This is a genomic window from Nocardia sp. NPDC059691 (assembly GCF_042733915.1).
GTDB classification, from domain to species: domain Bacteria; phylum Actinomycetota; class Actinomycetes; order Mycobacteriales; family Mycobacteriaceae; genus Nocardia; species Nocardia sichangensis.
In genome coordinates this window covers 69,325-90,345 of sequence record NZ_JBHWFB010000011.1, presented here as the reverse complement: position 1 = coordinate 90,345, position 21,021 = coordinate 69,325, and the positions used below count along the sequence as shown (strand labels likewise).

Below are 21,021 nucleotides of genomic sequence, written 5' to 3'. Positions count from 1 at the left end.
CGATCACCGGGTCACCTCGTAGGCCGCGGTGTCGAATCGGCTGGTGCGCTGCCGGTATTCGAAGCTCCAGTTCGGGTAGAGACCGGCATTGAGCCCGTCCGGCGTCTGGTAGTAGCTCTGGCATCCGCCCGTGAGCCATACCGTCGACGAACTGCGGCGAGCCATCTCCGCGACGAAATCGGCCTGCGCTGCCGGTCGCACCTCGATCCGGCGCGTTCCGCGGGAGCGCGCGTCGCGTAAGGCGTCGACGATGTAGGCGATCTGGGATTCGATCATGTAGATCGCGGACTGGTTACCGGCGGCGCCGAACGGACCGAGCGTGCAGAAGAAATTGGGGAACCCGGACAGCGCGACACCGAGATAGCTCTGCGGTCGTTCCCGATAGAGCTGCGCCAGCGTTCGCCCGTCGCGCCCGACGTAGCGCTCGTAGGCGGTCGGGATCGAGGTGAAACCGGTTCCGAAGATGAGGGTATCCACCGCATGCTCACTGCCGTCGCGCAGCAGAATCGAGTGCGGCCGGATCTCGGCGATCGGCTGGGTGACCACGTCGACGTTCGGCTGGTCGAGTGCCGGTAGGTAGGTGTCGGAGAAGATCGCTCGTTTGCAGCCGATGACGTAGTCGGGGGTGAGCTTCTTGCGCAGCTCGCGGTCGCGGACCTGCCGCAGCAATTGCAGTCGGCCCAGCGCTTCGTACGGGTGCCGGAAGCGCTGATCGACCAGCGAGATGAGCCCGAAGGTCTCGATCGCCGCGTAGAACCCGCCGCGAATGGCGCGCTGCGCCAGCGGGATACGGCGCAGCAGCCGTCGCTCGAGTTCGAGGGTGCTGCGATCCATGCGCGGGACGATCCAGGGGGCCGATCGCTGGAACAGCAGCAGCTGGGCCACCTTCGGCTGGATCTCCGGCACGAACTGCACCGCCGAGGCGCCGGTGCCGATCACCGCGACCCGCTCGCCGGTGAGATCGTGATCGTGGTTCCAGTGCAGCGAATGGAAGGACGTGCCCGCGAAGGAGTCGATGCCGGGCAGCCGGGGATACTTCGCCTCCGCGAAGAGCCCGGTGGCCGAGAGCAGGAAGTCCGCGGTCAGCGTGCCGCGCGAGGTCTCGATCCGCCAGAGCGAACCTTGCTCGTCCCACCGGGCGTCGAGCAGTTCGGCGCCGAACCGGATGTGGCGGACGACATCGTGCTCGATGGCCACCGAGCGGATGTAGTCCAGGATTTCCGGCTGCCGTCCATAGGTGCGCGACCACTCCGGATTGGGTGCGAAGGAGTAGCTGTAGAGGTGGGACGGCACATCGCAGGCACAACCGGGATAGGTGTTGGCCCGCCAGGTGCCGCCGAGGTCGTCGGCGCGTTCGAGGACCACCAGATCGTCGAATCCGGCCTCGCGGAGTTTGATCGCCAGGCCGATGCCGCCCAGACCCGCGCCGACGATCGCGATGGGGGTGTGTTCGATCGGATCGGAGGTCACTGGCGCTTCCTTCCGTGTAGGACCGCGATGAGCAGGTCGACGACCATGTCCACGCGGTGGTCGCGCCGGAACGAGGTGAGCGGCAACGGGGACGGGAAACGCTGGCGCGTGGTGGCTTTGGCGTAGGTGAATTCCCTGAGCCCGTCCGGCCCGTGCACGCGGCCGAATCCGGAGGCGCCGACGCCGCCGAGCGGCAGCGCGGGAATGGTGGCGTGCGCGACGAACGCGTTGATGGAAATGCCGCCCGCCCGGATGCGGTCGGCGATGTCGCGCCCGTTGCGGCGGGCGAACACGGTGCCGCCCAGCCCGTAGGCGCAGCGGTTGACCAACTCGACGGCCTGGTCCATGTCCCTGACCTTGGTGACCGTCAGGGTGGGACCGAAGGTCTCCTCCGTCACCGCGGACGCGTCCTCGGGGACGTCGACGAGGATGGTCGGTTGGACGAACTGGCGATCGATGGCATCCGGGCCGCCGAGCACCGCCCGGGCGCCGCGCGCGACCGCGTCCTCGATGTGGCGGCGAATGATCGCTAGTTGCTTCGGCATCGTGATGGGGCCGATCTTCGAATCCGCCCTACCGGCGTCGATCTGTCCCGCCGCCGCCACCAGTTCGGCGAGGAAGTCGTCGTAGACGTCGGCGTGGACGTAGACGCGCTCCACGGCCAGACAGGTCTGCCCCGCGTTGGACAACCCGCCCCACACCGCCGCGTCGGCGGCGGCGGAGAGGTCGGCATCGGCGTCGACGATCAACGCGTCCTTGCCGCCGCACTCCATCAGCACCGGCGTGAGGTTCTCCGCGCACGCCGCGAGGACGAGTTTGCCGGTGGCCGTGGATCCGGTGAACCCGATTTTGCCGACGCCGCTGCGGCACAGAGCGTTTCCGGTGTCGCCGAGCCCGGTGATCACTTGCAGCACCGGCTCGGCGGGCATGGTGCGTGCGAACGCCTCCGCGAGCCACAGCCCGACGCCGGGGGTGTACTCGCTGGGTTTGAACACCACCGCGTTCCCGGCGGCCAGCGCGAAGGAGATGGAGCCGAGCGGAGTGAAGACCGGGTAGTTCCACGGTCCGATCACGCCGACCACGCCGAGGGGAAGGTATTCGACCGTGGCCGCGTGGTTGCGTGTCAGCATGCTCGACGGCACGGAGCGACGGCCGAGCACCTTCTCGGCGTTGCGGGCCGCCCATCGCAAGTGTTCGAGGGCCATCGCGATCTCGAGTTTGGCGTCGGAGACCGGCTTGCCCATTTCCCGGTGGATGATCTGGGCCAGTTCGTCACGGCCGGTGGCGATCTGGGCGCGCCAGGCGTCCAGATGCCGAGCGCGTCCGGCGAAGCCGAGATCATGCCACCAGGTCGCGGCCTCGTGCGCGGCGGCGACGGCGGTGTCCACGGCATGGCGGTCGTGGACCGGGTAGGTTCCGACCACCTCGCCGGTGGCCGGATCGCGCACGTCGAAGGTCGACACGACCGACGGTGCGTGGTTGTCGGTGGAGACGCTCATCGGGTCGTCTCCCTCGATCGGCAACGCATAGACAACGCTGTCCCTTTCGTATGACGATCTCAGAGGTCGACCACGAGGTGTTCGCCCGCGGCGCGGGAGACGCAGACCAGCATCTGGTTCTCGCGTTCGGCCGCGGTGAGCACGCGATCACGGTGGTCGACGGCGCCGGAGACGACCGCGACTTTGCAGGTGCCGCAGAATCCCTGCCGGCAGGAGTAAGGGGTGTCCGGCAGTGCGCGATGAATCGCGGTGAGCGCCGTTTCGTCGGCCGCGACCCGGACGGTGGTCGCAGTGCGCGCCAGAGTGAGGTCGAATTCCGCGCCGTCGACGACCGGGAGCGCGGAGAACCGTTCGGTGTGCAGCGAGGCCGTCGGGTTGAGTTCGAACAGGCACCGTTGCGCCGCCTCGAGCATCGGCGGCGGCCCGCACACGTACACCGCCGCGCCGGGTTCTGCGCGCGCCAGCAGTGCGGCGACATGCGGAGGGCCGAATTCGTCGTCCGGCCTGACGTCGGCGCCGGGCAGGTCGGCCAGGAACGGCATGGTCTCGCGTGAGCGGCCGACGTACACCAGGCGTCCACGCGCGCCCGCGGCCTCGACCATCGGCATGATCGGGGTGATGCCGATGCCACCGGCCAGGAACAGATACGACGGCGCTTCGACGAAGGTGAACGCGTTGCGCGGCCCGCGAATGCGCAGACGGTCGCCGACTCGCAGCGAATGATGGATCTCGCGCGATCCGCCGCCCCCGTCGGGAATGAGCCGCACCGCGATGCGATACCGGAACCGGTCGCTCGGGTCGCCGCACAGCGAGTACTGGCGCTGCCGTCCCGAGGGCAAGAAGACATCCACGTGCGCGCCCGGCCGCCAGGTGGGCAGCGGACCGCCATCGGCCGCGCGCAGTGTCAGGCTCACCACGTCGGCGGCTTCGCGTTCGATCCCGGCGATCGTTACGTCCGTATCGAAACCCGTGCGGCGCACCGTGTTCGGGCGGGACAGGAGTGCGGCGGTGCGTCCGGTGACGAACACCTTCCGATAGATGTCCATGACATCGCCGATCAGGCGCAGTCCCCCGGTCGCCGAGCGCTCGGCCAGGGTGGGTGATCCGTTCATCGGTGCGCCGCCCGCGCGGCAGGCGAGTGCGCCAGATAGCGCAGGGCCTTGTCCATCGGACCCAGCTGGGACGGATGGAAACCCGGCCGCAGGTACCGCGGCATCTCGGTGACGAAGACCGTCCACTTCGGGATGACGCCACGCCGGGTCGCGCTCCAGAACTGCAGGCCCCAGCACCGGCCCTTCTGCGGCGACGGATCCTTCCGGTAGAGATAGGCGGTGGAGACGATGAACAGCGGAAGCAAGGTCGCGCTGGCCAGGATCGCCGTGCGGGCTTTCCGTGCGTAGCTGCCGTCGATATGCATGAAAGCGTCGTAGACGACGCTGCGGTGCTCCACCTCTTCGGCGCCGTGCCACCGGACCAGGTCCAGCATCGCCGGATGCATGCCCTTCTCCTCGAGGATGTCGGCGTTGAGCAGCCATTCCCCGAGCACCGCTGTGTAGTGCTCCATGCCCGCGAACAGACCCAGCCGTTCCTTGAGCCACTCCTCCCGCGCCCGGCCGGTCAAGCCGTGGTCACCGAGGATGCGATCGACCAGCCAGGCGACTTTGCCGACGTAGGAATCGACGTCCAACCCGATCGATCGCAGGTGGGCGCGCGCGGCTTCGTGACTGTTCGCGTGCATGGTCTCCTGCCCGATGAACCCCGTGACCTCTTCCCGCAATCGTTCGTCGTCGATGTGCGGCAGGGCTTCGGCCAGTGCCTGCGCCATGGCTCGTTCCCCTTCGGGCAGCACCAGGTGCATCACATTGACGATGTGGGTGGCCAAGGCCTCGCCCGGCACGTAGTGCATGGGCACGGAGTCGAAATCGAAATGGACGTCGCGCGCATGGATGGCATGCGCTTCGTCGCGATACCGGCGCTGCGTCGCGCCTGCCTGCTCAGCCATGACCCGACCGTACAGAACAACAAATCGCATTGCAATGTTGCAGCAACAACTCGGGCTGAATGTTGCACGATGGATCCGTTTTGCTAGCGTTGGCCCATGCCCACCGCGTCGAAGGCCACTGCGAGCAGCGAGAACGTCGCCGGCACCCTCGTCACCCGGATCCTGGACGCGGCTCTGGTCCTCTTCGAGCAGGTCGGCGTCAAGAAGACGACGATCGAGGAAGTGGCGCGGAAGGCGGGCGTGGACCGGGTGACGGTCTATCGCCATGTCGGTGGTCGCGACGACTTGGTGCAAGCCGTGATCAGCCGAGAGGTGGCCGCGGTGCTCGCCGAGATCACCCAGATCGCCGACCGGCACGACGAGCTCGGCGATCTCGTCGCCGACATCTTCGTCACCGTGATCACCCGCTGGCGCACGAATCCGCTCGTCGACCGCATGCTGGCGCTGGAACCGGCGCGCGTTGTCCTGAAACTCACCGTCGATGGCGCGGGCCCGTTCGCGATGTCCGTCCACGCGACGGTCACCGCGCTCGAGCGCGCTGTCGAACGGGGAATCCTGCCGCCCGCAACGGATCTGACCACTCGTGCGGAAATCGTGTGCCGGATCGTCCACTCGCTGATCCTCGCGCCGCACGGGCTCACCGAACTCCGGACCGACGGGCAACTCGACGATTTCGCGCGCACATACCTGGTACCGGTGGTGGCCGGACCGAACGTCGCGCCCCGCTGACACCGGACGCGCCGGGCCGGTCGCTCCGTGGAATGCCGCGCGCGGATGTCCAACGGGCGAACGCTCAGTTGTATCGCGGCAACCGCATTCGCCGGCTTGTAAGGCGTGTCTGTCGATTCGTCCGGTGTCCCCGCGAAAAACGCTGCGCCGCAATTCGTTCAGAAGACGCCTTCGTCCACTTGGCGATCCCGGATGTGCCGTTGACCAGCGCCACGTCGAATCCGTCGCGTTCGGCGAAACGGTCCTCGGCATCTCCCGCGCTCTCGTTGCGACGGGACGATCGGCCGTACCTGCGACAAGGCCCGGCAAATAGCGGAGAGTGTGCTACTTGACGGGCGATCGATCGCGAATGACCGCGTGGTGAATGGAGGACCGCGACAGTCAGCGGATCGTCGAACATCGTCCCGTTGATCATGTGATGCGCGGTGTTTCACTGTGGCCCCGTACTTCTGGCATACGCCGTCCAGCGGTCAACCACTCGGAAGTGTTTCCATCCAGAAGCCTTCAGCCAACGAAGAGATGAGGTAGCTGCATGTTGACTGTGTGACGATGAAGGAGGAGGGTGGCGATCTCGATGACCTACAAGGTGGCTGTCGTCGGAGCGGGCTTCGGCGGCATCGGGATGGGAGTCGGGTTGCGGCGAGCCGGGATCACGGATTTCGTGATCTTCGAGCGGGACGGCGACGTCGGCGGGGTTTGGCGAGACAACACCTATCCGGGTTGCTCCTGTGATGTGCCGTCCCACTTGTATTCGTTCTCGTTCGCGCCCTACCGAAGTCGGCGCATCCGATATCCGCGCCAGGCGGAGATCCTGGAGTATCTGCGCCGGGTCGCCGCCGACCACGGTTTGGTTCCGCATCTGCGATTGGGCACCGCGATAAGGGAAGCCAGCTATCTGGAAACCGAGGGCGGGTGGGAACTGACCACCTCCGACGGGCGGCGTGTGGTCGCCGAGGTGGTGATCTTCGCCGTGGGCCAGCTGCACCGGCCGAGCATTCCCGATCTCGCGGGCCGGGCGGATTTCGCCGGACCGTCGTTCCATTCCGCGCGCTGGGACCACGACCAGGACCTGCACGGCAGGGACGTGGCGGTGATCGGCACCGGCTCCAGCGCGGCACAGATGTTGCCGACCCTGGCCACGAAAGCCCGGCGGGTCCGCGTCTTCCAGCGCACGCCGCACTGGGTACTGCCCAAACCACCCGCCGACTTCGGGCCGCTCGCTCGAACGGCGCTGCGGCTGCCCGGCGCTCACCATCTCTATCGCCGAGTCCTGTACTACGGCTCCGATGCCGTGCTCGCGCCGATCATGCGCCGAGGTTGGTCGGCGCGGCCCGCCGAATGGGCTGCCCGGCGGTACCTGCACAGCCGGATCGCGGACCCGCGGCTGCGGGCGAAACTCACCCCCGACTATCCGATCGGGGGCAAGCGCATCATCTTCGACAGTCACTATTATTCGGCCTTGGCCCGCGAGAACGTCGAGCTGATCACCGACCCGATCGCCCGGATCACCCGTGATGGACTGCGCACCGCCGATGGTGCACACCATGCCGCGGATGTGATCATCTACGCCACCGGTTTCCGTGCTCCGGAGTTCCTGGTCCCGATCACCGTGCGTGGACGCGGGGGCGTGCTGCTGCACGACCAGTGGCGTTCCGGAGCGACCGCGCTACTGGGCATGGCGGTCCCCGGCTATCCGAATGCCTTCCTGATCGCCGGGCCGAACAGTTTCAACCCCGCGGGCAGCAATCCGGGAATGAAGGAGTGTCAGGTGGACTACATCGTCCGTTGCCTGCACTGGCGTGATCGGATCGGCGCGTCCGCGATCGAGGTCAGGGAAACCGCGATGCGGGCACATCTGCAGTGGCTCGAGCAAGCGGTCACCAAGACGGTGTGGCCGGCGATGGGACCGAACTGCTGGTACAAACACGCCAGCGGGCGCGTCACCAACCCGTGGCCCGCCTCGGCGCGTGCCTTCGATCGCGCATTACGGCGACCGCCGTCCGAATCGTTCCGTGCGGTTCCCCCCGATCCGGCGAACCCGACAGATCCGGCCGCATCGGAACCGGCCGCCGGAATCCACTCCGAGTGACAATGCCCGGCCGAGCCGTATTTCGTTGCTACTCGGATGTTTCCGTTCGCTGGGCCGGATTCGCACCCGAGATCGGTTCATAGAGGGCGATGTGCCAGGCGGAGCCGGGCGTCGGCCGTATCACGGCGCGGCGTTCGTGCGGTCCGATGGCCGGCTGCGCGGCTTCGAAACCTCCGGCGCGCAGCCGGTTCAACGCGGCATCCAGGTCGTCCACCTTGATCGCGAGGAACGGGCTGTCGTCCTCGCGGTCGGTGCCCGCGAGCATCACGCGGACGCCATTGCTGTCGAACTGGGCCCAGCGGTCGCCGTCGACGACGGTGGGTTCGGTAGCGAGGACGGCGGCCAGCAGTGCCACCGTGGCGGGCAGGTCGTCGGTGGGGTAGGCGGGGCCGATCCGTTGGATCGTCATGGGTGGGTCCTAACAGTGCGTGGTGCGGGCTCGTTCAGGAACGCCGCTCGGCGTGGGCGGCGCGTACGACCTCGTAGGTGGCGGTGTTGGCCCGGACCGCCTCGGGCAGGTCGTCGGCCATGCTCAGGAAGCCGTGGAACATGCCGTCGCAGCGGTGGATCGCCGCCGGGACACCGGCTCGCCGCAGCCGCTGCCCGTAGTCCTCGCCCTCGTCGCGCAGCGGATCGAACTCGGCGGTGACGATGTGTGCGGGCGGGAGCCCGGACAGGTCGGCGGTGAGTGGGTTGGCGTACGGATCGGCGCCGTCGTGCGAGCCCAGGTACTGACGCCAATACCAGCGCAGGTGGGCGGCGGTGGTGAAATAGCCGTCCGCGTTCTGGCGGTAGGACGCCGTGGCGCAGGCCGGATCGAGCATGGGATACAGCAGCAGTTGCCGGGCGATCTCGGGACCGCCTCGATCGCGTGCCATCAACGTGGTCACCGCGGCGAGGTTGCCGCCCGCGCTGTCCCCGGCCACGACGAGGCAGGCGGGATCGCCGCCCAGCGTTTCGGCGTGGTCGGCGACCCAGCGCAGCGCCGCGTACGCGTCCTCGGCGGCCGCGGGGAACCGGTGCTCGGGCGCCTGCCGGTAGTCCACCGACACCACGATCGCCTCCGCCCCGACGGCCATGGCTCGGCAGAACCGGTCATGGCTGTCGAGGCTGCAGATCACGAATCCGCCGCCGTGGCAGAAGATCACGATCGGAGGCGGCTGCACCGCCGCGGCGGGACGATAGATGCGGACCCGGATCTCGGGTGCGCCCGGCGGGCCGGGAACCAGTCGATCCCACACCTCGGCGACGGGAATCGGATCGACGACGGGCGCGGGGCGGGCGGCGAGCAGCCGCCGCGCCTCGGCGGCGTCGAGCACTTCGGTGCCCAATTTCGGGAACGCGGCACCCGCGGCCTCGACGATCGCCCGCGCCTGTGGTGTCAGCGGCATCGCGGCTCGCTCCTTTCGCTACTGCTCGAAATCCGGTGGCAGGAACTTGCCCGCCGCCAGGCCGCCGTCGACCGTCACCTCGGCGCCGGTGATGTAGGCCGAGGCGTCGGAAGCAAGGAACGCGACCAGTTCGGCGACCTCCTCCGGCGCGCCGGTGCGTTGCAGCGGCAGGGAGGGGAAGCTGCCGGGGCCGGTGGTCAGGTACGGGACCATCGGGGTCGCGATCGGGCCAGGATGCACCGAGTTGACCCGGATTCCGGCCGGGCCCAGTTCGAGCGCGGCGGTCTTGGTCAGCCCGCGCAGTCCCCATTTCGAGGAGCCGTAGGCGGAGTGACCCATCAGCCCCTCGAGGCCCGCCTGCGAGGAGATGTTGACGATCGAGCCGCCGCCCGCCCGCGTCATCGGCCCGATCGCCGCCTGGATGCCGCGGAACGGACCGACCAGATTCACGCGCAGGATTCGCTCCAACTCCTCCGGCGCGGTGTCGGTCAGCGGCTTCGCGGTGTAGATGGCTGCGTTGTTCACCAGGACGTCCAGCATGCCGAACGCCGTAACCGCCGTGCCGACGGCGGCCTCCCAGTCGTCACCGCTGCCGACGTCGTGCCGGACGAAACGCGCGGCGGCGCCCAGCGATTCGGCCAGTTGCGCGCCTTCGGCTTCCAGCACGTCGGTGATCACCACCCGGGCGCCGCGCTCCACGAACAGCCGCGCCTCGGCGGCGCCCTGTCCCCGGGCGGCGCCGGTGATCAGGGCGACCTTCCCACTCAGGTCAACCATGTCGAACTCCTCGATGTCGTGGCGGGTCAGCTGTTGCGGAAGTGGGGGATGACCTTCTCGCCCCAGTGCCGGATGGTTTCCAGGCATGCCTCCTGCGGCACGGTGCCCATCTGGATGAGGCAGAGGATCTCGTCGGCGCCCGCGGCCTGCAGACGCTCGACGTAGGCGATGGCGTCCTCGGGGCTGCCGTAGGCGTGCTCGACGTTGAAGACCGAGGTGGCGCCGGTCTTCACGGGGATCTTGGCCTCGTGCAGATAGGCCACGTGGTCGTCGGCGGCCTGCTTGATGGCGGCGACTTCGTCCGCGTTCGGGTCCACGGCCTCGTCGGGAGCCGGACCCGCGCCGTAGTAGTGCTTGATGGACTGGGCGAAGAAGCGCTGCCCGCGGGCGCCGATCTGCTGTGCCTTCTCCCGGTCGTCGAGGACGATGGTGGGGCACAGCGCCGCGAAATGATCGTTCACGACGGTCGAGACGAAACGCTCACCGGTGCGCGCGGCGATCGCCTCGTCATAGGTGCGCCGCAGTTCGGCGATCTCCTCCACGCCCGCGAAACCCAGCACGAGCGCGCCGATTCCGTAGTCGGCGGCCATTTTCAGCGTGTCCTTCTTGGTGCACGCCATGAACAGCGGCGGATGCGGCAACTGCTCCGGCCGCGGCAGCAGCGAATGCGGCGAGACCTGCAAGAGTTCGCCGTTGTACTCGAATTCGGCTTCGGGATCCTGCCATGCCTTGCCGATCATGCGCAGCGACTCCTCGACCTCCTGGTAGGTGCGCTCGGGGTCGACACCGCACATGGAGGTCTCCACCGGCGTCGCGCCGCGGCCCGCGCCGAGGTTGAGCCGGCCGCCGGACAGCACGTCGAGCATCGCGGCGCGTTCGGCCGCCCGCACGGGGTGGTTGAAGTTGAACGGCATGCACACCACGCCGTGCCCGATCCGGATCCGTGCGGTCTTGGCGGCCACCCAGGTCAGGAAGACCTCAGGGGCGCTCATGTGCGCGTACCACTTCAAGCCGTGGTGCTCGACCGCCCAGACGGTGTCGAATCCCATCTCGTCGGCGAGTACCGCCTGCTCGACACAGTCGCGCAGCACCTGGTGCTCGTGCTCACGCGAGGGGTTGGCCATCTGGGCCTCGAAGATCATCGAGAACTTCATCCGGTCTCCTTCTCGACGCCCGATCGGGCGTTTCCGGTTTCGTCGGGGTGATTCGTCCCGCTGCGGGACAGTCGGAAGCTGTATGCCTAATCGAAATATGACCGCTGGAATTTCTCAGGTCAGGAGCTAGTCCCGGTGGCCGGGACCATCCGGTGCCTTGCCCCGGTGGGCGACCTAGCGTCGGTGCGCAAGGGACGGTCAGAGAGGACGGAAATCGGTGGGACAACTCGACGGCAAGGTGGCGCTGGTCACCGGCGGGGCGCCCGGGATGGGCGCCGAGCACGTACGGCAGTTCGTGGCCGAGGGCGCGCGGGTGGTGTTCGGTGACGTGCTCGATCACGAGGGAACGGCGCTGGCCGCGGAACTGGGTGACGCCGCGCGGTACGTGCACCACGATGTGACCAGCGAGGCCGATTGGTCCGCTGCGGTGTCGGAGGCGGTCGGCCACTACGGGCGGCTGGACGCGGTGGTGAACAACGCGGGCATCCTGCGGTTCGTCCCGATCGCCGAAATGGCTCTGGCGGATTTCACCGCGATCATGTCGGTCAACGTGACCGGCACCTGGCTGGGCATCAAGACCGCCGCACCGGCGCTCGCCGAGACCGGCGGCGGTGCGGTCGTGAACGTCTCCTCGGTGGAGGGGTTCGTCGGCGCCGCGGGCCTGTCCGCCTACAGCGCGAGCAAGTTCGCGATCCGCGGCATCACCAAGTCGGCCGCCCGCGAGCTCGGCCATCTGGGTATCCGGGTCAACTCGCTGCACCCGGGCGGCATCGCCACGCCCATGACCGCGGCGGTGTCCGGTGCGTCCGGCGTCGACGGCGACGGCTTCTTCGCGAGCCTGCCGATCCCGCGCTGGGGGCAGCCCGTCGAGGTCTCCCATGTGGCGGTGTTCCTGGCCTCGGACGCGGCGAGTTATTGCACCGGAGGCGAATTCGTGGTCGACGGCGGCATGCTCACCGGCTGCGGCTACTGACGGGAAGCGACGCGATGACTCAGGAATTCGAATTCGACGTGGTGGTCGTCGGTTCCGGCGCCGCGGGCATGACCGCCGCCCTGACGGCCGCCTACCGTGGACTTTCGGTGACGCTGATCGAGAAAGGCCGAGCGTTCGGCGGCTCCACGGCACGGTCCGGCGGCGGCATCTGGATTCCCAACAACCCGGTACTCCAGAGCGAAGACGTGCCCGACAGCCCGGAACTTGCCCGCACCTATCTCGCGGCCGTGGTGGGCGATCGGGTACCGGAGGCCAGGCAGCGGGCGTTTCTCGAGCGCGGACCGGAGATGATGCGCTACCTCGGCGCTCGCAGCAAATATTGGGAATTCGTCTACGACCGTGGCTATTCCGACTACCACCCCGAGTTCCCCGGTGGTCTCGCCCAGGGACGCAGCATCGAGCCGGCCCCGCTGGACGGACGGCTGCTCGGCGGCGACCTGCACAAGATCAACCAGCCGACCATGTCCGGTCCCAAGGGCATCGCCTTCACCGTCAGCGACTTCCACGATCTGAACATGATCGCCCGCACCTGGGCCGGGAAGCGCACCGCGATCAAGGTCGGTATCCAAGCGGTGGGGAACAAGCTGCGCGGACGGCTGCCGCTGAGCCTGGGCAAGGCCCTCGCGGCCCGGCTGTGGCTGTCGCTGCGCGACGCCGGGGTGCCGGTGTGGCTGAACACGCCGCTGACCGAACTGATCACCGAGGGCAACGCGGTGGTCGGCGTACGCGCCGAACGCGACGGGACACCGGTGGTGATCAAGGCGCGCCGCGGCGTGGTGCTGGCGGCGGGCGGCTTCGAGCACAACCTGGAGATGCGTCGGCAGTACATGAGCGGCCCCCAGTCCACCGAATGGACGGTGGGCGCCACCGAGAACGTCGGTGAGGGCATCGTCGCGGGCCAGAAGGCCGGTGGCGCGGTCGATCTCATGGACGACGCCTGGTGGGGACCGTCCGTGCGCAATCCCGACGGGCCGCCGTTCTTCTGCCTGGCCGAGCGCTCCCAGCCCGGCGGCATCATGGTGAACCACGCGGGCGAGCGGTTCGTCAACGAATCGGCCCCCTACGTGAACGTCGTGCACAAGATGTACGAGCAGGAAGCGGCGGGCGTCGGGCACATCCCGGCGTACTTCATCATGGACCAGCGGTTCCGGGACCGGTACCTGTTCCTGGGCAACTTCCCGAAGCGTCCGCTTCCGCAGAAGTACCTGGATGCCGGGATCATCCGGCAGGCAGACACTTTGGCCGAGCTCGCGGCGAAGATCGGCGTGCCGCCCGCGGCGCTCACCGCGACGGTGGAGCGCTTCAACGGTTTCGCCCGTGCCGGTCGCGACGAGGACTTCCGCCGTGGTGATTCCGCGTACGACCGCTACTACGGCGATCCGACGGTGCGGCCCAATCCGTGCCTGGCACCGATCGAGCAGGGGCCGTTCTACGCCGTCGAGATGGTGCCGGGTGATCTGGGCACCAAGGGCGGTTTGGTCACCGACGAGCACGCGCGCGTCCTCGACAGCGACGACCAGCCCATCCCCGGCCTGTACGCGGCGGGGAACAACTCGGCCTCGGTGATGGGCAACGACTACGCGGGCGCGGGCGCGACCATCGGTCCCGCCATGGTATTCGGCTACATCGCGGCCGGTCATATCGCAGGGAACCAGCCGGGAACGACCGAACGTCGGGCGCAGACATCGGAAGGAGCGCGTTGATGGGACGCGTCGAGGGTAAGAACGTGATCGTCACCGGCGGCGCCCGGGGAATGGGTGCGGCCTTCGCGCGGCGGCTGGTCGCCGAGGGCGCCAGAGTGTTGATCAGCGACGTCCTGGTGGACGATGGCGTGGCTCTGGCCGCCGAGCTGGGCGACGCGGCGACCTTCCTCCCGCTCGACGTCACCGACGAGTCGGCCTGGAACGACGTGGTCGCCTACACCGAGAAGGTCTTCGGGCCGGTCTCGGGCCTGGTCAACAACGCGGGCATCGTCCACGTCGATCCGATCGAGAAGCTGTCGGAAGCCGATTTCCGCAAGGTGATCGACGTCAACCAGGTCGGGGTGTTCCTCGGCATGAAGGCGGTGCTGGGGTCGATGCGCCGGGCCGGAGGCGGCTCCATCGTCAATATCTCCTCGATCGGCGGCATCATCGCCTTCTCCAACATCCTCGGCTACACCGCGTCCAAATGGGCCGTGCGCGGCATGACCAAGACCGCCGCCCAGGAGTTCGCCGCCGACGACATTCGCGTCAACTCGGTGCACCCCGGTGTCGTGGTCACCGAGATGACCGCGGATTCGACACGCTCGCAGGGCATGTCGGGCAATCAGCCGATCCGCAGGGCCGGCCGTCCCGAGGAACTGGCGAACCTGGTGCTGTTCCTGATCAGCGACGAGTCGAGCTTCAGCACCGGCTCGGAATTCGTGGCGGACGGCGGCTACACGTGCCTGTGAGGACCACCGGCAGAGCAAACCGGCGGGCCGACCGCCGAGCGAGACAAGGAAATCGACCGTGAAGAATTTCGAGGGCAGGACCGCGGTGATCACCGGCGCGGGCGCGGGGATCGGCCGGGCGTTGGCGGTCGAACTCGCCCGCCGAGGTGCACGGCTGGCGCTGTCGGGCCGCAACGTGGAGAACGTCGCCGAGACCGCGGCGCTGTGTGCCAAGGAAGGCGCGCAAGCCCGCGCGTACAAGCTGGACGTGACCGACCGGGCGGCGGTGTACCGCCACGCCGACGAGGTGGCCGAGGACTTCGGCGGGATCAATCTGGTGGTCAACAACGCCGGAGTCTCGCTGACCGCGAATGTAGAAGAACTCGGCTGGGCCGACTTCGAATGGATCGTCGGCATCAACTTCTGGGGCGTCGCCTACGGCACGAAGGCGTTCCTGCCTCATGTCATCGCCTCCGGTGACGGCCATATCGCGAACGTGTCGAGCATGTTCGGCCTCGCCGCCTGCCCAAGCCAGGGCGCATACAGTGCGACGAAATTCGCCATTCGCGCCTTCACCGACGCGCTGCGGCAGGAGATGAACATCGCCGGGCACGCGGTGGGCGTCAGCAGCGTGCATCCGGGCATGATCAAGACGGAGATCGCCTGGAAGGCGCGGGCGGGCGGCGATCGCGACCGCGACGCGCTGGCCGCCAACTTCGACCGCCTGGCCAAGACCACCCCGGAGCACGCCGCGCGGGTCATCGTGAACGGTATCCGCAAGAACAAGGCGAAGATCTTGATCGGCGCGGACGCCCACGTCATCGATTGGCTGCCAAGGCTTTTCGGATCCGGTTATCAGAAGATCCTCACCGCCCAGATGAAGAACGAGGTCGCCTGACACGCGGCGCGCGATCCTGTGGGCGGCAGGTGCGTGTCAGCAGCCGGACGCGTTCTCGCTGATCACCCACTGCACAAGGTGGTCCTACCGAACCGGGTCCTTCGCGACCTGGCGGAGTAGGACCGCCTTGCTCGTTTCCGGCGCTTCGACAAGAAGGACGGCCCATGCCGGGGGGATGGCAATGGAGCGGGCTCGAGACGGTGGCGCTCCAAGGGGCGATGCATTGGTCTCCTGACCCATATGGCTATCCTGCCGCGTGGGGGATGGTGCAACGGTGGATTGGGTTCACCTACAGGTTCGCCGGCGGCCTGGGAGGCGATTACCGGGGTAGAGGCGGGGAAGTGCTCAGGGCTGGGCACCCTGCGAACGAAGGACCCGTTTGAGGACCTTGCCGGCAGCGTTTCGAGGTAGTGCCGCTACGACCTCGATGCGACGCGGGGCCTTGTAACCGGCGATACGGGTCCGGGCCCAGGCGAGAATCTCTGTCGGGTCGATTTCGACGGGGCCGTCGGGGACGACGAAGGCGTGGCCGACTTCACCGAGACGAGCGTCGGGGACACCGACTACTGCGGCTTCGGCGATCTCGGGATGGTCGAGGAGGATTCGCTCGATCTCGGCGGGGTGGACGTTGAACCCGCCCACGATGAACATGTCCGCGCGGCGGTCGGCGACGCGCAGGTAGCCGTCGGTGTCGAGGGTGCCGATATCGCCGGTGTGCAACCAGCCGCCGGAATCGATGGCCGCTGTTGTCGCTGCGGGGTCGTCGAGGTAACCGTGCATCACGTTGGGACCGGAAATCACGATCTCGCCGGGCTCACCCGCCCGCACCCGTCGCCCGGAATCGTCCACAACCCGAATCAGCATGCCGGGCAGCGCTTTTCCTACGGTGTGCGCCAGGAGGTGCGCCGGTGCATCGGGTGCGCAGATCGTGGCGACGCCGGTCGACTCGGTCAGTCCGTACCCGGTGAAGATCTTCTCGGCACCCAGTTCACGGCGGATCCGCTCCACCAATTCGGTCGGCACGCTCGAACCACCCGTGCCCGCCAGCCGCAGGGAACTCAGATCGTGGGCGGCGCGTCGGTGCGTGAGCAGGTCGTGGAAGAGCGTCGGTGGGCCGGTCAGCACGGTGATCCGCTCGCGCTCGATGGCCCTGAACACACGCTGCGGATCGAATCGGTCCACCGGCACCATGGTGGCGCCGCGTAACAGGCACGCGATGATCCCGGCCTTGTAGCCGAAGGTGTGGGAGAACGGGTTCACCAGCAGATACCTGTCGTCGCCGGCGAGAGTGACCGCATCGGCCCAACGGCTGAACGCATCGATCGTCTGCCGGTGGGTGGACGGCACGCCTTTCGGCACTCCCGTGGTGCCGGAGGTGAACAGGATGTCGGAGACCGACTCCGGGTCCACGGACGCGATCCGCGCGTCGGCGTCCGCGACGGGAACTTCGACGCCGAGTGTGAGAAATCGGGACCACGAGAGTTCCACGGCGGTGTCGTCGAGCACGACGGTGGTGTGCAACTCCGGCAGCGCGCACCCCGACTCCCGCAGCATCCCCGGGTAGTCGGTGCCGAGGAATCCGGCCACGGTGAGCAACATGCGGCACCGGCCGCGAGCGAGGATGTCGGCCGCCTCGCGACCGCGCAGCCGAGTACTGATCGGGACGAGCGTCGCGCCCGCACCGAGCACGCCGAGCGCGGCGGTCACCCATCGCGCGGTGTTGGGTGCCCAGATCGCCACCCGATCGCCGGGCCGCACCGATCGTGCCAGCAACGCCCGTGTGACCCGCCGCGCCGCGACGGCGAGTTCGGCGTAGGTGAGCTGACCCTCCGGCGCCACCACCGCGATCCGCGCGCCGTGCCGCCGTGCCCGGTCGGCCAGTACCGCCGGAATGGTCGCGAGCTCACCGGTCGCCGCGCGCCGTCGATCCATGCCGCGATCGTGCCGTACCAGCCGTTCGCTGCGGACCGATCGCCGCCGAAGATCCCGCTGACCGGGAATTCTCTCCCGGTCAGGAGTTCGCAGGTACCGCGTATCGCCCATCGGTACCGGCGCGGTCGCGATATGGCACGTCGAGCGGTCGAGGGCGGCGACGACCGGCATGCCGCCATCGGGTCGGCTCACGCGGGAGCACTGGTCCTGCTCAGCGGGACCACGGGTACGACAGGTGACCAGTGGCACGGCAGGCTCGAAACGAGCGACAGGTGTGTGCGCCGCGGTTCGCGCCGCGCACGGCCCGGTGTACGAGATCCGAATCGCGCTGAGGCGCGGAACGTTCAGTGATTGCCAAGGAGTGACATGACGGCCGGAGCAGAGCTAGTGGAGCGAAACGACGAGGCAGCGGGCGCGGGGCCGGTCGTCGAACTCGACGGCGCCTGTTCGCTGTCCCGGGAACGCATCGGCGGCAAGGCGTGGAGCGTCAACCGCATGCGCGCGCTCGGCCTCTCGGTGCCGCCCGCGTTCGTGATCACCGTCGAGGGCTGGGCCGACTTCTCCGCGCGCGGGGAGATCGGCGAGGACATCTGGCACGGTGTCCGGGCGGGCATCGCCGCTGTGGAGCACGGCACCGGCCGCATCTTCGGCTCCGGCACCCGCCCGCTGCTGGTGTCGGTCCGCTCGGGCGCCGCGGTGAGCATGCCGGGGATGATGGACACGGTGCTCAACCTCGGCATGAACGAGGCGGTCGAGCGAGCGCTGGCGGCGGAGACCGGGAATCCGGGCTACGCGGCCGATACGCGGGAGCGGTTCCGTACCCAGTATCGCGAAACGGTGCTGGGTGATCCCGCCGGTGCGGTGCCGGAGGACCCCTGGGAGCAGTTGCGGGCGGCCATCAGTGCGGTGTTCCGGTCCTGGGATTCGCCCCGGGCGCAGACGTATCGGCGCAATCGCGGCGTGTCCGCAAGCCTCGGCACGGCGGTGACGGTGCAAGCCATGGTGTTCGGCAATCTCGACGAGAAGTCCGGTACCGGTGTGCTGTTCAGCCGCAACCCGAACACCGGAGAGCGTGCGACGTTCGGCGAGTGGCTGGTCGGCGGACAGGGTGAGGACGTGGTGTCCGGCCGGACCACCCCCCGGCCGCTCGACGAACTGGCGACGCTGTCACCGCAGGTGTACGCCGAACTCATCGCGGCGGCCGACCTGCTGGAACGCGACGGTCGCGATATCCAGGACATCGAATTCACCGTCGAGTCCGGCGCCCTGTGGCTGTTGCAGTCGCGGTCGGCCAAGCGCTCGGCGCGGGCGGCGGTGCGTGCCGCGGTCGCGATGGCCGAGGAAGGGCTCATCGGCACCGACGAGGCGCTGAACCGGGTCACCGCCGACCAGGTGCGCACTGTGCTGCGCCCGGCGACCGGGGAGTACACCGGGACACCGCTCGCACGCGGCGAAGCGGCGTGTCCGGGCCTGGCCTCGGGTGTCGTCGTCACTGATCCGCACGAGGCCGAGCGTAGGGCGGAGACGGGCGAGGACGTGATCCTCGTCCGCCCGACCACCAGCCCCGACGACCTGCACGGCATGATCGCCGCCCGGGCGATCGTCACCGAATTGGGCGGCGCCACTTCGCATGCCGCGCTGGTCGGCCGCGAGATCGGCAGGCCCTGCGTGGTCGGCTGCGGCCCTGGCGTCGTCGCGGCCCTCGCCGGTCAGGTGGTGACCGTGGACGGCGGTGCGGGCAGCGTCTGGCCGGGCCGGGTCGAAGGCAAACCCGTCGATGCGAGCACCCTCGCGGACGTCGGCCGATTGGCCGGGTGGGCGGGCACCGACGCCGACCGGTTGGCGGCGTGGCTCGACGCGCGCGCGACCGATGTCCCGGGGCAAGTAGATGTGTCACCCCCGGCGACCGTGACGGACATACCCGACCTCGATTTGCTGCGGCTGATCGGCATCAAAGGCCGGGCCGCCCATGACGCGCTGGCCGCGGGCGTAGGTGCGTCTGCCGAGACCGTCGCCGGTCGATGCGAACAGCTGGTAACCGCGGGCTGGTGCGCCGCGACACCGATCGGAGTGCGGCTCACACCCGAGGGCAGACAGCACCTGGACGGCCTGCTGGCGGCGGAGCGACGGACCGTCGACCGTGCCGCGATCGCCTCTGTCTACGCCGAATTCTGCGATTTCAACGGCGTTTTGAAAGAAGTCGTCACCGCCTGGCAGATGAAGGATCCGGCCACCGTCAACGATCATGCCGACGCCGACTACGACGGTTCGGTGCTGACCCGGCTGACCGACCTGCACGGCGCCGTGCAGCCGCTGCTGCGGCGGATCGGCGACGTCGCGCCCCGGCTGGCACGGTACCGCGCCCGCTTCGCACACGCTGTCGAGCGGATCGCCGATGGTGACCACGCTTGGGTCGCACGTCCGGTGCTCGACAGCTACCACACCGTGTGGTTCGAGTTGCACGAAGACCTGATCGGACTGTGCGGCCTGAGCCGCGCCGACGAGGCGGCGGCCGGCCGTGCCCACTGACAGCACGGGCGAAGCCACCGTGCCCGGTGACCGGTGGGTCGAGTTCGCCCATATCGACAACGTCCGCGACCTGGGCGGGCTGCCCGTGCAGAACGGCGGCACAACCCGTTTCGGCGTCGTCTACCGTTCCAGCACGCCGCAGAATCTCACCGAGTCCGACATGGCGAAGCTGCTCGGACCGATCGGTCTGCGCACACTGATCGATCTGCGGCTGCCCGACGAGGTGGAGCGCGAGGGCTACGGCCTGCTGGCCGCCGCCGACGTGCGGCGGGTCTGCCTCCCGGTGCGGAAATCGCCGCAATCCTCGCTCGCCGCACGAGATCTGGTCCCCGACTCGAGCCGGGTGGATCTGGTCGACTTGTACGACAAGCTGCTGGCGGGCAGCGCCGAGTCCATCGTCGCGGCGGTCCGGCTCGTCATCGACGCAGGCCACCACTCGGTGCTGTTCCACTGCGCCGCGGGCAAGGATCGCACCGGAGTGCTCGCAGCGGTGCTCCTGGACGCGGTGGGCGTGCCGCCGGAGGCGATCGCGGCCGACTACGCCCTGACCGGCGAACGCATGCACCGGGTCCGTGACCGGCTCGACGCGCTTCCTTCCTACACGGGGCTGCCCCCGGTCAGCACCGGCATTCTCGGCGTCGAGGCCGAAGTGATGCGGCGTTTTCTCGCGAAACTGTCCGCGGACCACGGCGGCGCGGCCGAGTGGTTGCTGGCCGGCGGGCTCACCACAGGGGAGCTGGCACGACTGCGTGCCGTGCTGATCGCGCCGGAATAGGACATCGCGGCCCGGTCCGGCGAGCTCACCGAGCCGCCCCGGCAGGTCAGTCCTTGACCGGGTCGGCTCCGGCCCGCTTGATCACCGAGTCGCCGACCTCCAGCACCTTCCACAACGTCCGGTCCACACGGATCTTCATCGTGCTGCCGTCCTGCAACCGAACGTGCAAGCGCCGATACAGATTCGCGCCGTCCAGCAACCCACGCGACTTCTTCACGACCGTCCCGCGCCACTCCTGCTGTGTCACTGATCGACTCCTCACTCGACTGGGCGCCGACGCTGTAGCGATTCCCCGACCGGCGTGGTTCCAGTGTCGCCACCCATCGCGCTGGAAACATCACCATTCAGAAGTAAGTCCGCTGTGCCGGA

18 protein-coding genes are annotated in these 21,021 nt (G+C 68.5%); 8 read left to right on the top strand and 10 right to left on the bottom strand.

Going from position 1 to position 21,021, the window contains the following annotated elements; translation table 11 throughout:
* Window positions 1–3: 3 nt before the first annotated feature.
* The 4 genes from ACFV2O_RS23935 to ACFV2O_RS23920 are packed head-to-tail and all read right to left on the bottom strand — an operon-like array spanning window position 4 to window position 4,971.
* Window positions 4–1,470 carry a flavin-containing monooxygenase gene (locus ACFV2O_RS23935; protein WP_379253730.1) on the bottom strand — a complete coding sequence of 489 codons (1,467 nt, stop codon included), beginning with the start codon at window positions 1,468–1,470 and terminating at the stop codon, window positions 4–6.
* Window positions 1,467–2,969, bottom strand: a complete 1,503-nt coding sequence (locus ACFV2O_RS23930) for an aldehyde dehydrogenase family protein (RefSeq protein WP_379253729.1) — start codon at window positions 2,967–2,969, stop codon at window positions 1,467–1,469. The genes ACFV2O_RS23935 and ACFV2O_RS23930 overlap by 4 nt, the downstream gene beginning before the upstream one ends.
* Before the next feature lie 59 nt (window positions 2,970–3,028).
* Window positions 3,029–4,081 (bottom strand): PDR/VanB family oxidoreductase, encoded by a 1,053-nt coding sequence (locus tag ACFV2O_RS23925; RefSeq protein WP_379253728.1) that lies wholly within the window; start codon window positions 4,079–4,081, stop codon window positions 3,029–3,031.
* The gene (locus ACFV2O_RS23920; RefSeq protein WP_379253727.1) at window positions 4,078–4,971 is read right to left on the bottom strand and encodes a metal-dependent hydrolase; all 894 of its coding nucleotides are present in this window, start codon (window positions 4,969–4,971) and stop codon (window positions 4,078–4,080) included. Before ACFV2O_RS23920 ends, ACFV2O_RS23925 begins: the two co-directional genes overlap by 4 nt.
* A 96-nt stretch (window positions 4,972–5,067) precedes the next feature.
* Here ACFV2O_RS23920 and ACFV2O_RS23915 point away from each other — a divergent pair, with 96 nt between their 5' ends.
* Window positions 5,068–5,700, top strand: a complete 633-nt coding sequence (locus ACFV2O_RS23915; RefSeq protein ID WP_356965825.1) for a TetR/AcrR family transcriptional regulator — start codon at window positions 5,068–5,070, stop codon at window positions 5,698–5,700.
* Window positions 5,701–6,262: 562 nt separating this feature from the next.
* Window positions 6,263–7,789: a flavin-containing monooxygenase gene (locus ACFV2O_RS23910; RefSeq protein WP_379253726.1), complete on the top strand. Its 1,527-nt coding sequence runs from the start codon at window positions 6,263–6,265 to the stop codon at window positions 7,787–7,789.
* A 28-nt stretch (window positions 7,790–7,817) separates the two neighbouring features.
* Here the strand turns inward: ACFV2O_RS23910 and ACFV2O_RS23905 are convergent, their stop codons facing one another.
* Genes ACFV2O_RS23905 through ACFV2O_RS23890 form a run of 4 tightly spaced genes read right to left on the bottom strand, consistent with a single transcriptional unit; the run spans window position 7,818 to window position 11,111 of the window.
* The gene (locus ACFV2O_RS23905) at window positions 7,818–8,198 is read right to left on the bottom strand and encodes a VOC family protein (protein WP_379253725.1); all 381 of its coding nucleotides are present in this window, start codon (window positions 8,196–8,198) and stop codon (window positions 7,818–7,820) included.
* A 34-nt stretch (window positions 8,199–8,232) separates the two neighbouring features.
* A complete protein-coding gene (locus tag ACFV2O_RS23900) occupies window positions 8,233–9,180 on the bottom strand; it encodes an alpha/beta hydrolase (protein WP_379253724.1) in 948 nt (315 codons plus the stop codon).
* Between the two features lie 18 nt (window positions 9,181–9,198).
* Entirely contained in the window at window positions 9,199–9,957 is a 759-nt protein-coding gene (locus ACFV2O_RS23895; RefSeq protein WP_379253723.1) for a glucose 1-dehydrogenase, read from the bottom strand.
* A 26-nt stretch (window positions 9,958–9,983) separates the two neighbouring features.
* Window positions 9,984–11,111, bottom strand: coding sequence for an LLM class flavin-dependent oxidoreductase (locus tag ACFV2O_RS23890; RefSeq protein ID WP_379253722.1), 1,128 nt, complete (start codon window positions 11,109–11,111; stop codon window positions 9,984–9,986).
* Between the two features lie 217 nt (window positions 11,112–11,328).
* Between ACFV2O_RS23890 and ACFV2O_RS23885 the strand changes: the two genes are divergently transcribed.
* The 4 genes from ACFV2O_RS23885 to ACFV2O_RS23870 are packed head-to-tail and all read left to right on the top strand — an operon-like array spanning window position 11,329 to window position 15,416.
* Entirely contained in the window at window positions 11,329–12,084 is a 756-nt protein-coding gene (locus ACFV2O_RS23885; RefSeq protein WP_379253721.1) for a glucose 1-dehydrogenase, read from the top strand.
* Window positions 12,085–12,098: 14 nt separating this feature from the next.
* Complete coding sequence (kstD, locus tag ACFV2O_RS23880) at window positions 12,099–13,808, top strand: 3-oxosteroid 1-dehydrogenase (RefSeq protein ID WP_379253720.1); 1,710 nt, start codon at window positions 12,099–12,101, stop codon at window positions 13,806–13,808.
* Window positions 13,808–14,539, top strand: coding sequence for a glucose 1-dehydrogenase (locus ACFV2O_RS23875; protein ID WP_379253719.1), 732 nt, complete (start codon window positions 13,808–13,810; stop codon window positions 14,537–14,539). Before kstD ends, ACFV2O_RS23875 begins: the two co-directional genes overlap by 1 nt.
* Window positions 14,540–14,597: 58 nt before the next feature.
* Window positions 14,598–15,416: an SDR family NAD(P)-dependent oxidoreductase gene (locus ACFV2O_RS23870; RefSeq protein WP_356965841.1), complete on the top strand. Its 819-nt coding sequence runs from the start codon at window positions 14,598–14,600 to the stop codon at window positions 15,414–15,416.
* Window positions 15,417–15,761: 345 nt separating this feature from the next.
* Here ACFV2O_RS23870 and ACFV2O_RS23865 read toward each other — a convergent pair whose 3' ends face one another.
* A complete protein-coding gene (locus ACFV2O_RS23865) occupies window positions 15,762–17,348 on the bottom strand; it encodes a FadD3 family acyl-CoA ligase (RefSeq protein WP_379253718.1) in 1,587 nt (528 codons plus the stop codon).
* Window positions 17,349–17,714: 366 nt separating this feature from the next.
* On the opposite strand from ACFV2O_RS23865, the gene ACFV2O_RS23860 reads away from it, so the two are divergent.
* Together ACFV2O_RS23860 and ACFV2O_RS23855 are read left to right on the top strand one after the other, a co-directional pair.
* The gene (locus ACFV2O_RS23860; protein ID WP_379253717.1) at window positions 17,715–19,877 is read left to right on the top strand and encodes a pyruvate, phosphate dikinase; all 2,163 of its coding nucleotides are present in this window, start codon (window positions 17,715–17,717) and stop codon (window positions 19,875–19,877) included.
* Window positions 19,867–20,652: a tyrosine-protein phosphatase gene (locus ACFV2O_RS23855; RefSeq protein WP_379253716.1), complete on the top strand. Its 786-nt coding sequence runs from the start codon at window positions 19,867–19,869 to the stop codon at window positions 20,650–20,652. The genes ACFV2O_RS23860 and ACFV2O_RS23855 overlap by 11 nt, the downstream gene beginning before the upstream one ends.
* A 46-nt stretch (window positions 20,653–20,698) precedes the next feature.
* Here ACFV2O_RS23855 and ACFV2O_RS23850 read toward each other — a convergent pair whose 3' ends face one another.
* Window positions 20,699–20,899 (bottom strand): hypothetical protein, encoded by a 201-nt coding sequence (locus ACFV2O_RS23850; RefSeq protein WP_364436780.1) that lies wholly within the window; start codon window positions 20,897–20,899, stop codon window positions 20,699–20,701.
* Window positions 20,900–21,021 lie beyond the last annotated feature (122 nt).

Excerpts from the sequence above, each read along its gene's own strand:
- ACFV2O_RS23930 (WP_379253729.1), bottom strand. The coding sequence starts at position 2,969 with ATGAGCGTCTCCACCGACAACCACGCACCGTCGGTCGTGTCGACCTTC.
- ACFV2O_RS23925 (WP_379253728.1), bottom strand. The coding sequence starts at position 4,081 with ATGAACGGATCACCCACCCTGGCCGAGCGCTCGGCGACCGGGGGACTG.
- ACFV2O_RS23920 (WP_379253727.1), bottom strand. The coding sequence starts at position 4,971 with ATGGCTGAGCAGGCAGGCGCGACGCAGCGCCGGTATCGCGACGAAGCG.
- ACFV2O_RS23915 (WP_356965825.1), top strand. The coding sequence starts at position 5,068 with ATGCCCACCGCGTCGAAGGCCACTGCGAGCAGCGAGAACGTCGCCGGC.
- ACFV2O_RS23905 (WP_379253725.1), bottom strand. The coding sequence starts at position 8,198 with ATGACGATCCAACGGATCGGCCCCGCCTACCCCACCGACGACCTGCCC.
- ACFV2O_RS23900 (WP_379253724.1), bottom strand. The coding sequence starts at position 9,180 with ATGCCGCTGACACCACAGGCGCGGGCGATCGTCGAGGCCGCGGGTGCC.
- ACFV2O_RS23895 (WP_379253723.1), bottom strand. The coding sequence starts at position 9,957 with ATGGTTGACCTGAGTGGGAAGGTCGCCCTGATCACCGGCGCCGCCCGG.
- ACFV2O_RS23890 (WP_379253722.1), bottom strand. The coding sequence starts at position 11,111 with ATGAAGTTCTCGATGATCTTCGAGGCCCAGATGGCCAACCCCTCGCGT.
- kstD (WP_379253720.1), top strand. The coding sequence starts at position 12,099 with ATGACTCAGGAATTCGAATTCGACGTGGTGGTCGTCGGTTCCGGCGCC.
- ACFV2O_RS23875 (WP_379253719.1), top strand. The coding sequence starts at position 13,808 with ATGGGACGCGTCGAGGGTAAGAACGTGATCGTCACCGGCGGCGCCCGG.
- ACFV2O_RS23865 (WP_379253718.1), bottom strand. The coding sequence starts at position 17,348 with ATGGATCGACGGCGCGCGGCGACCGGTGAGCTCGCGACCATTCCGGCG.
- ACFV2O_RS23860 (WP_379253717.1), top strand. The coding sequence starts at position 17,715 with ATGACGGCCGGAGCAGAGCTAGTGGAGCGAAACGACGAGGCAGCGGGC.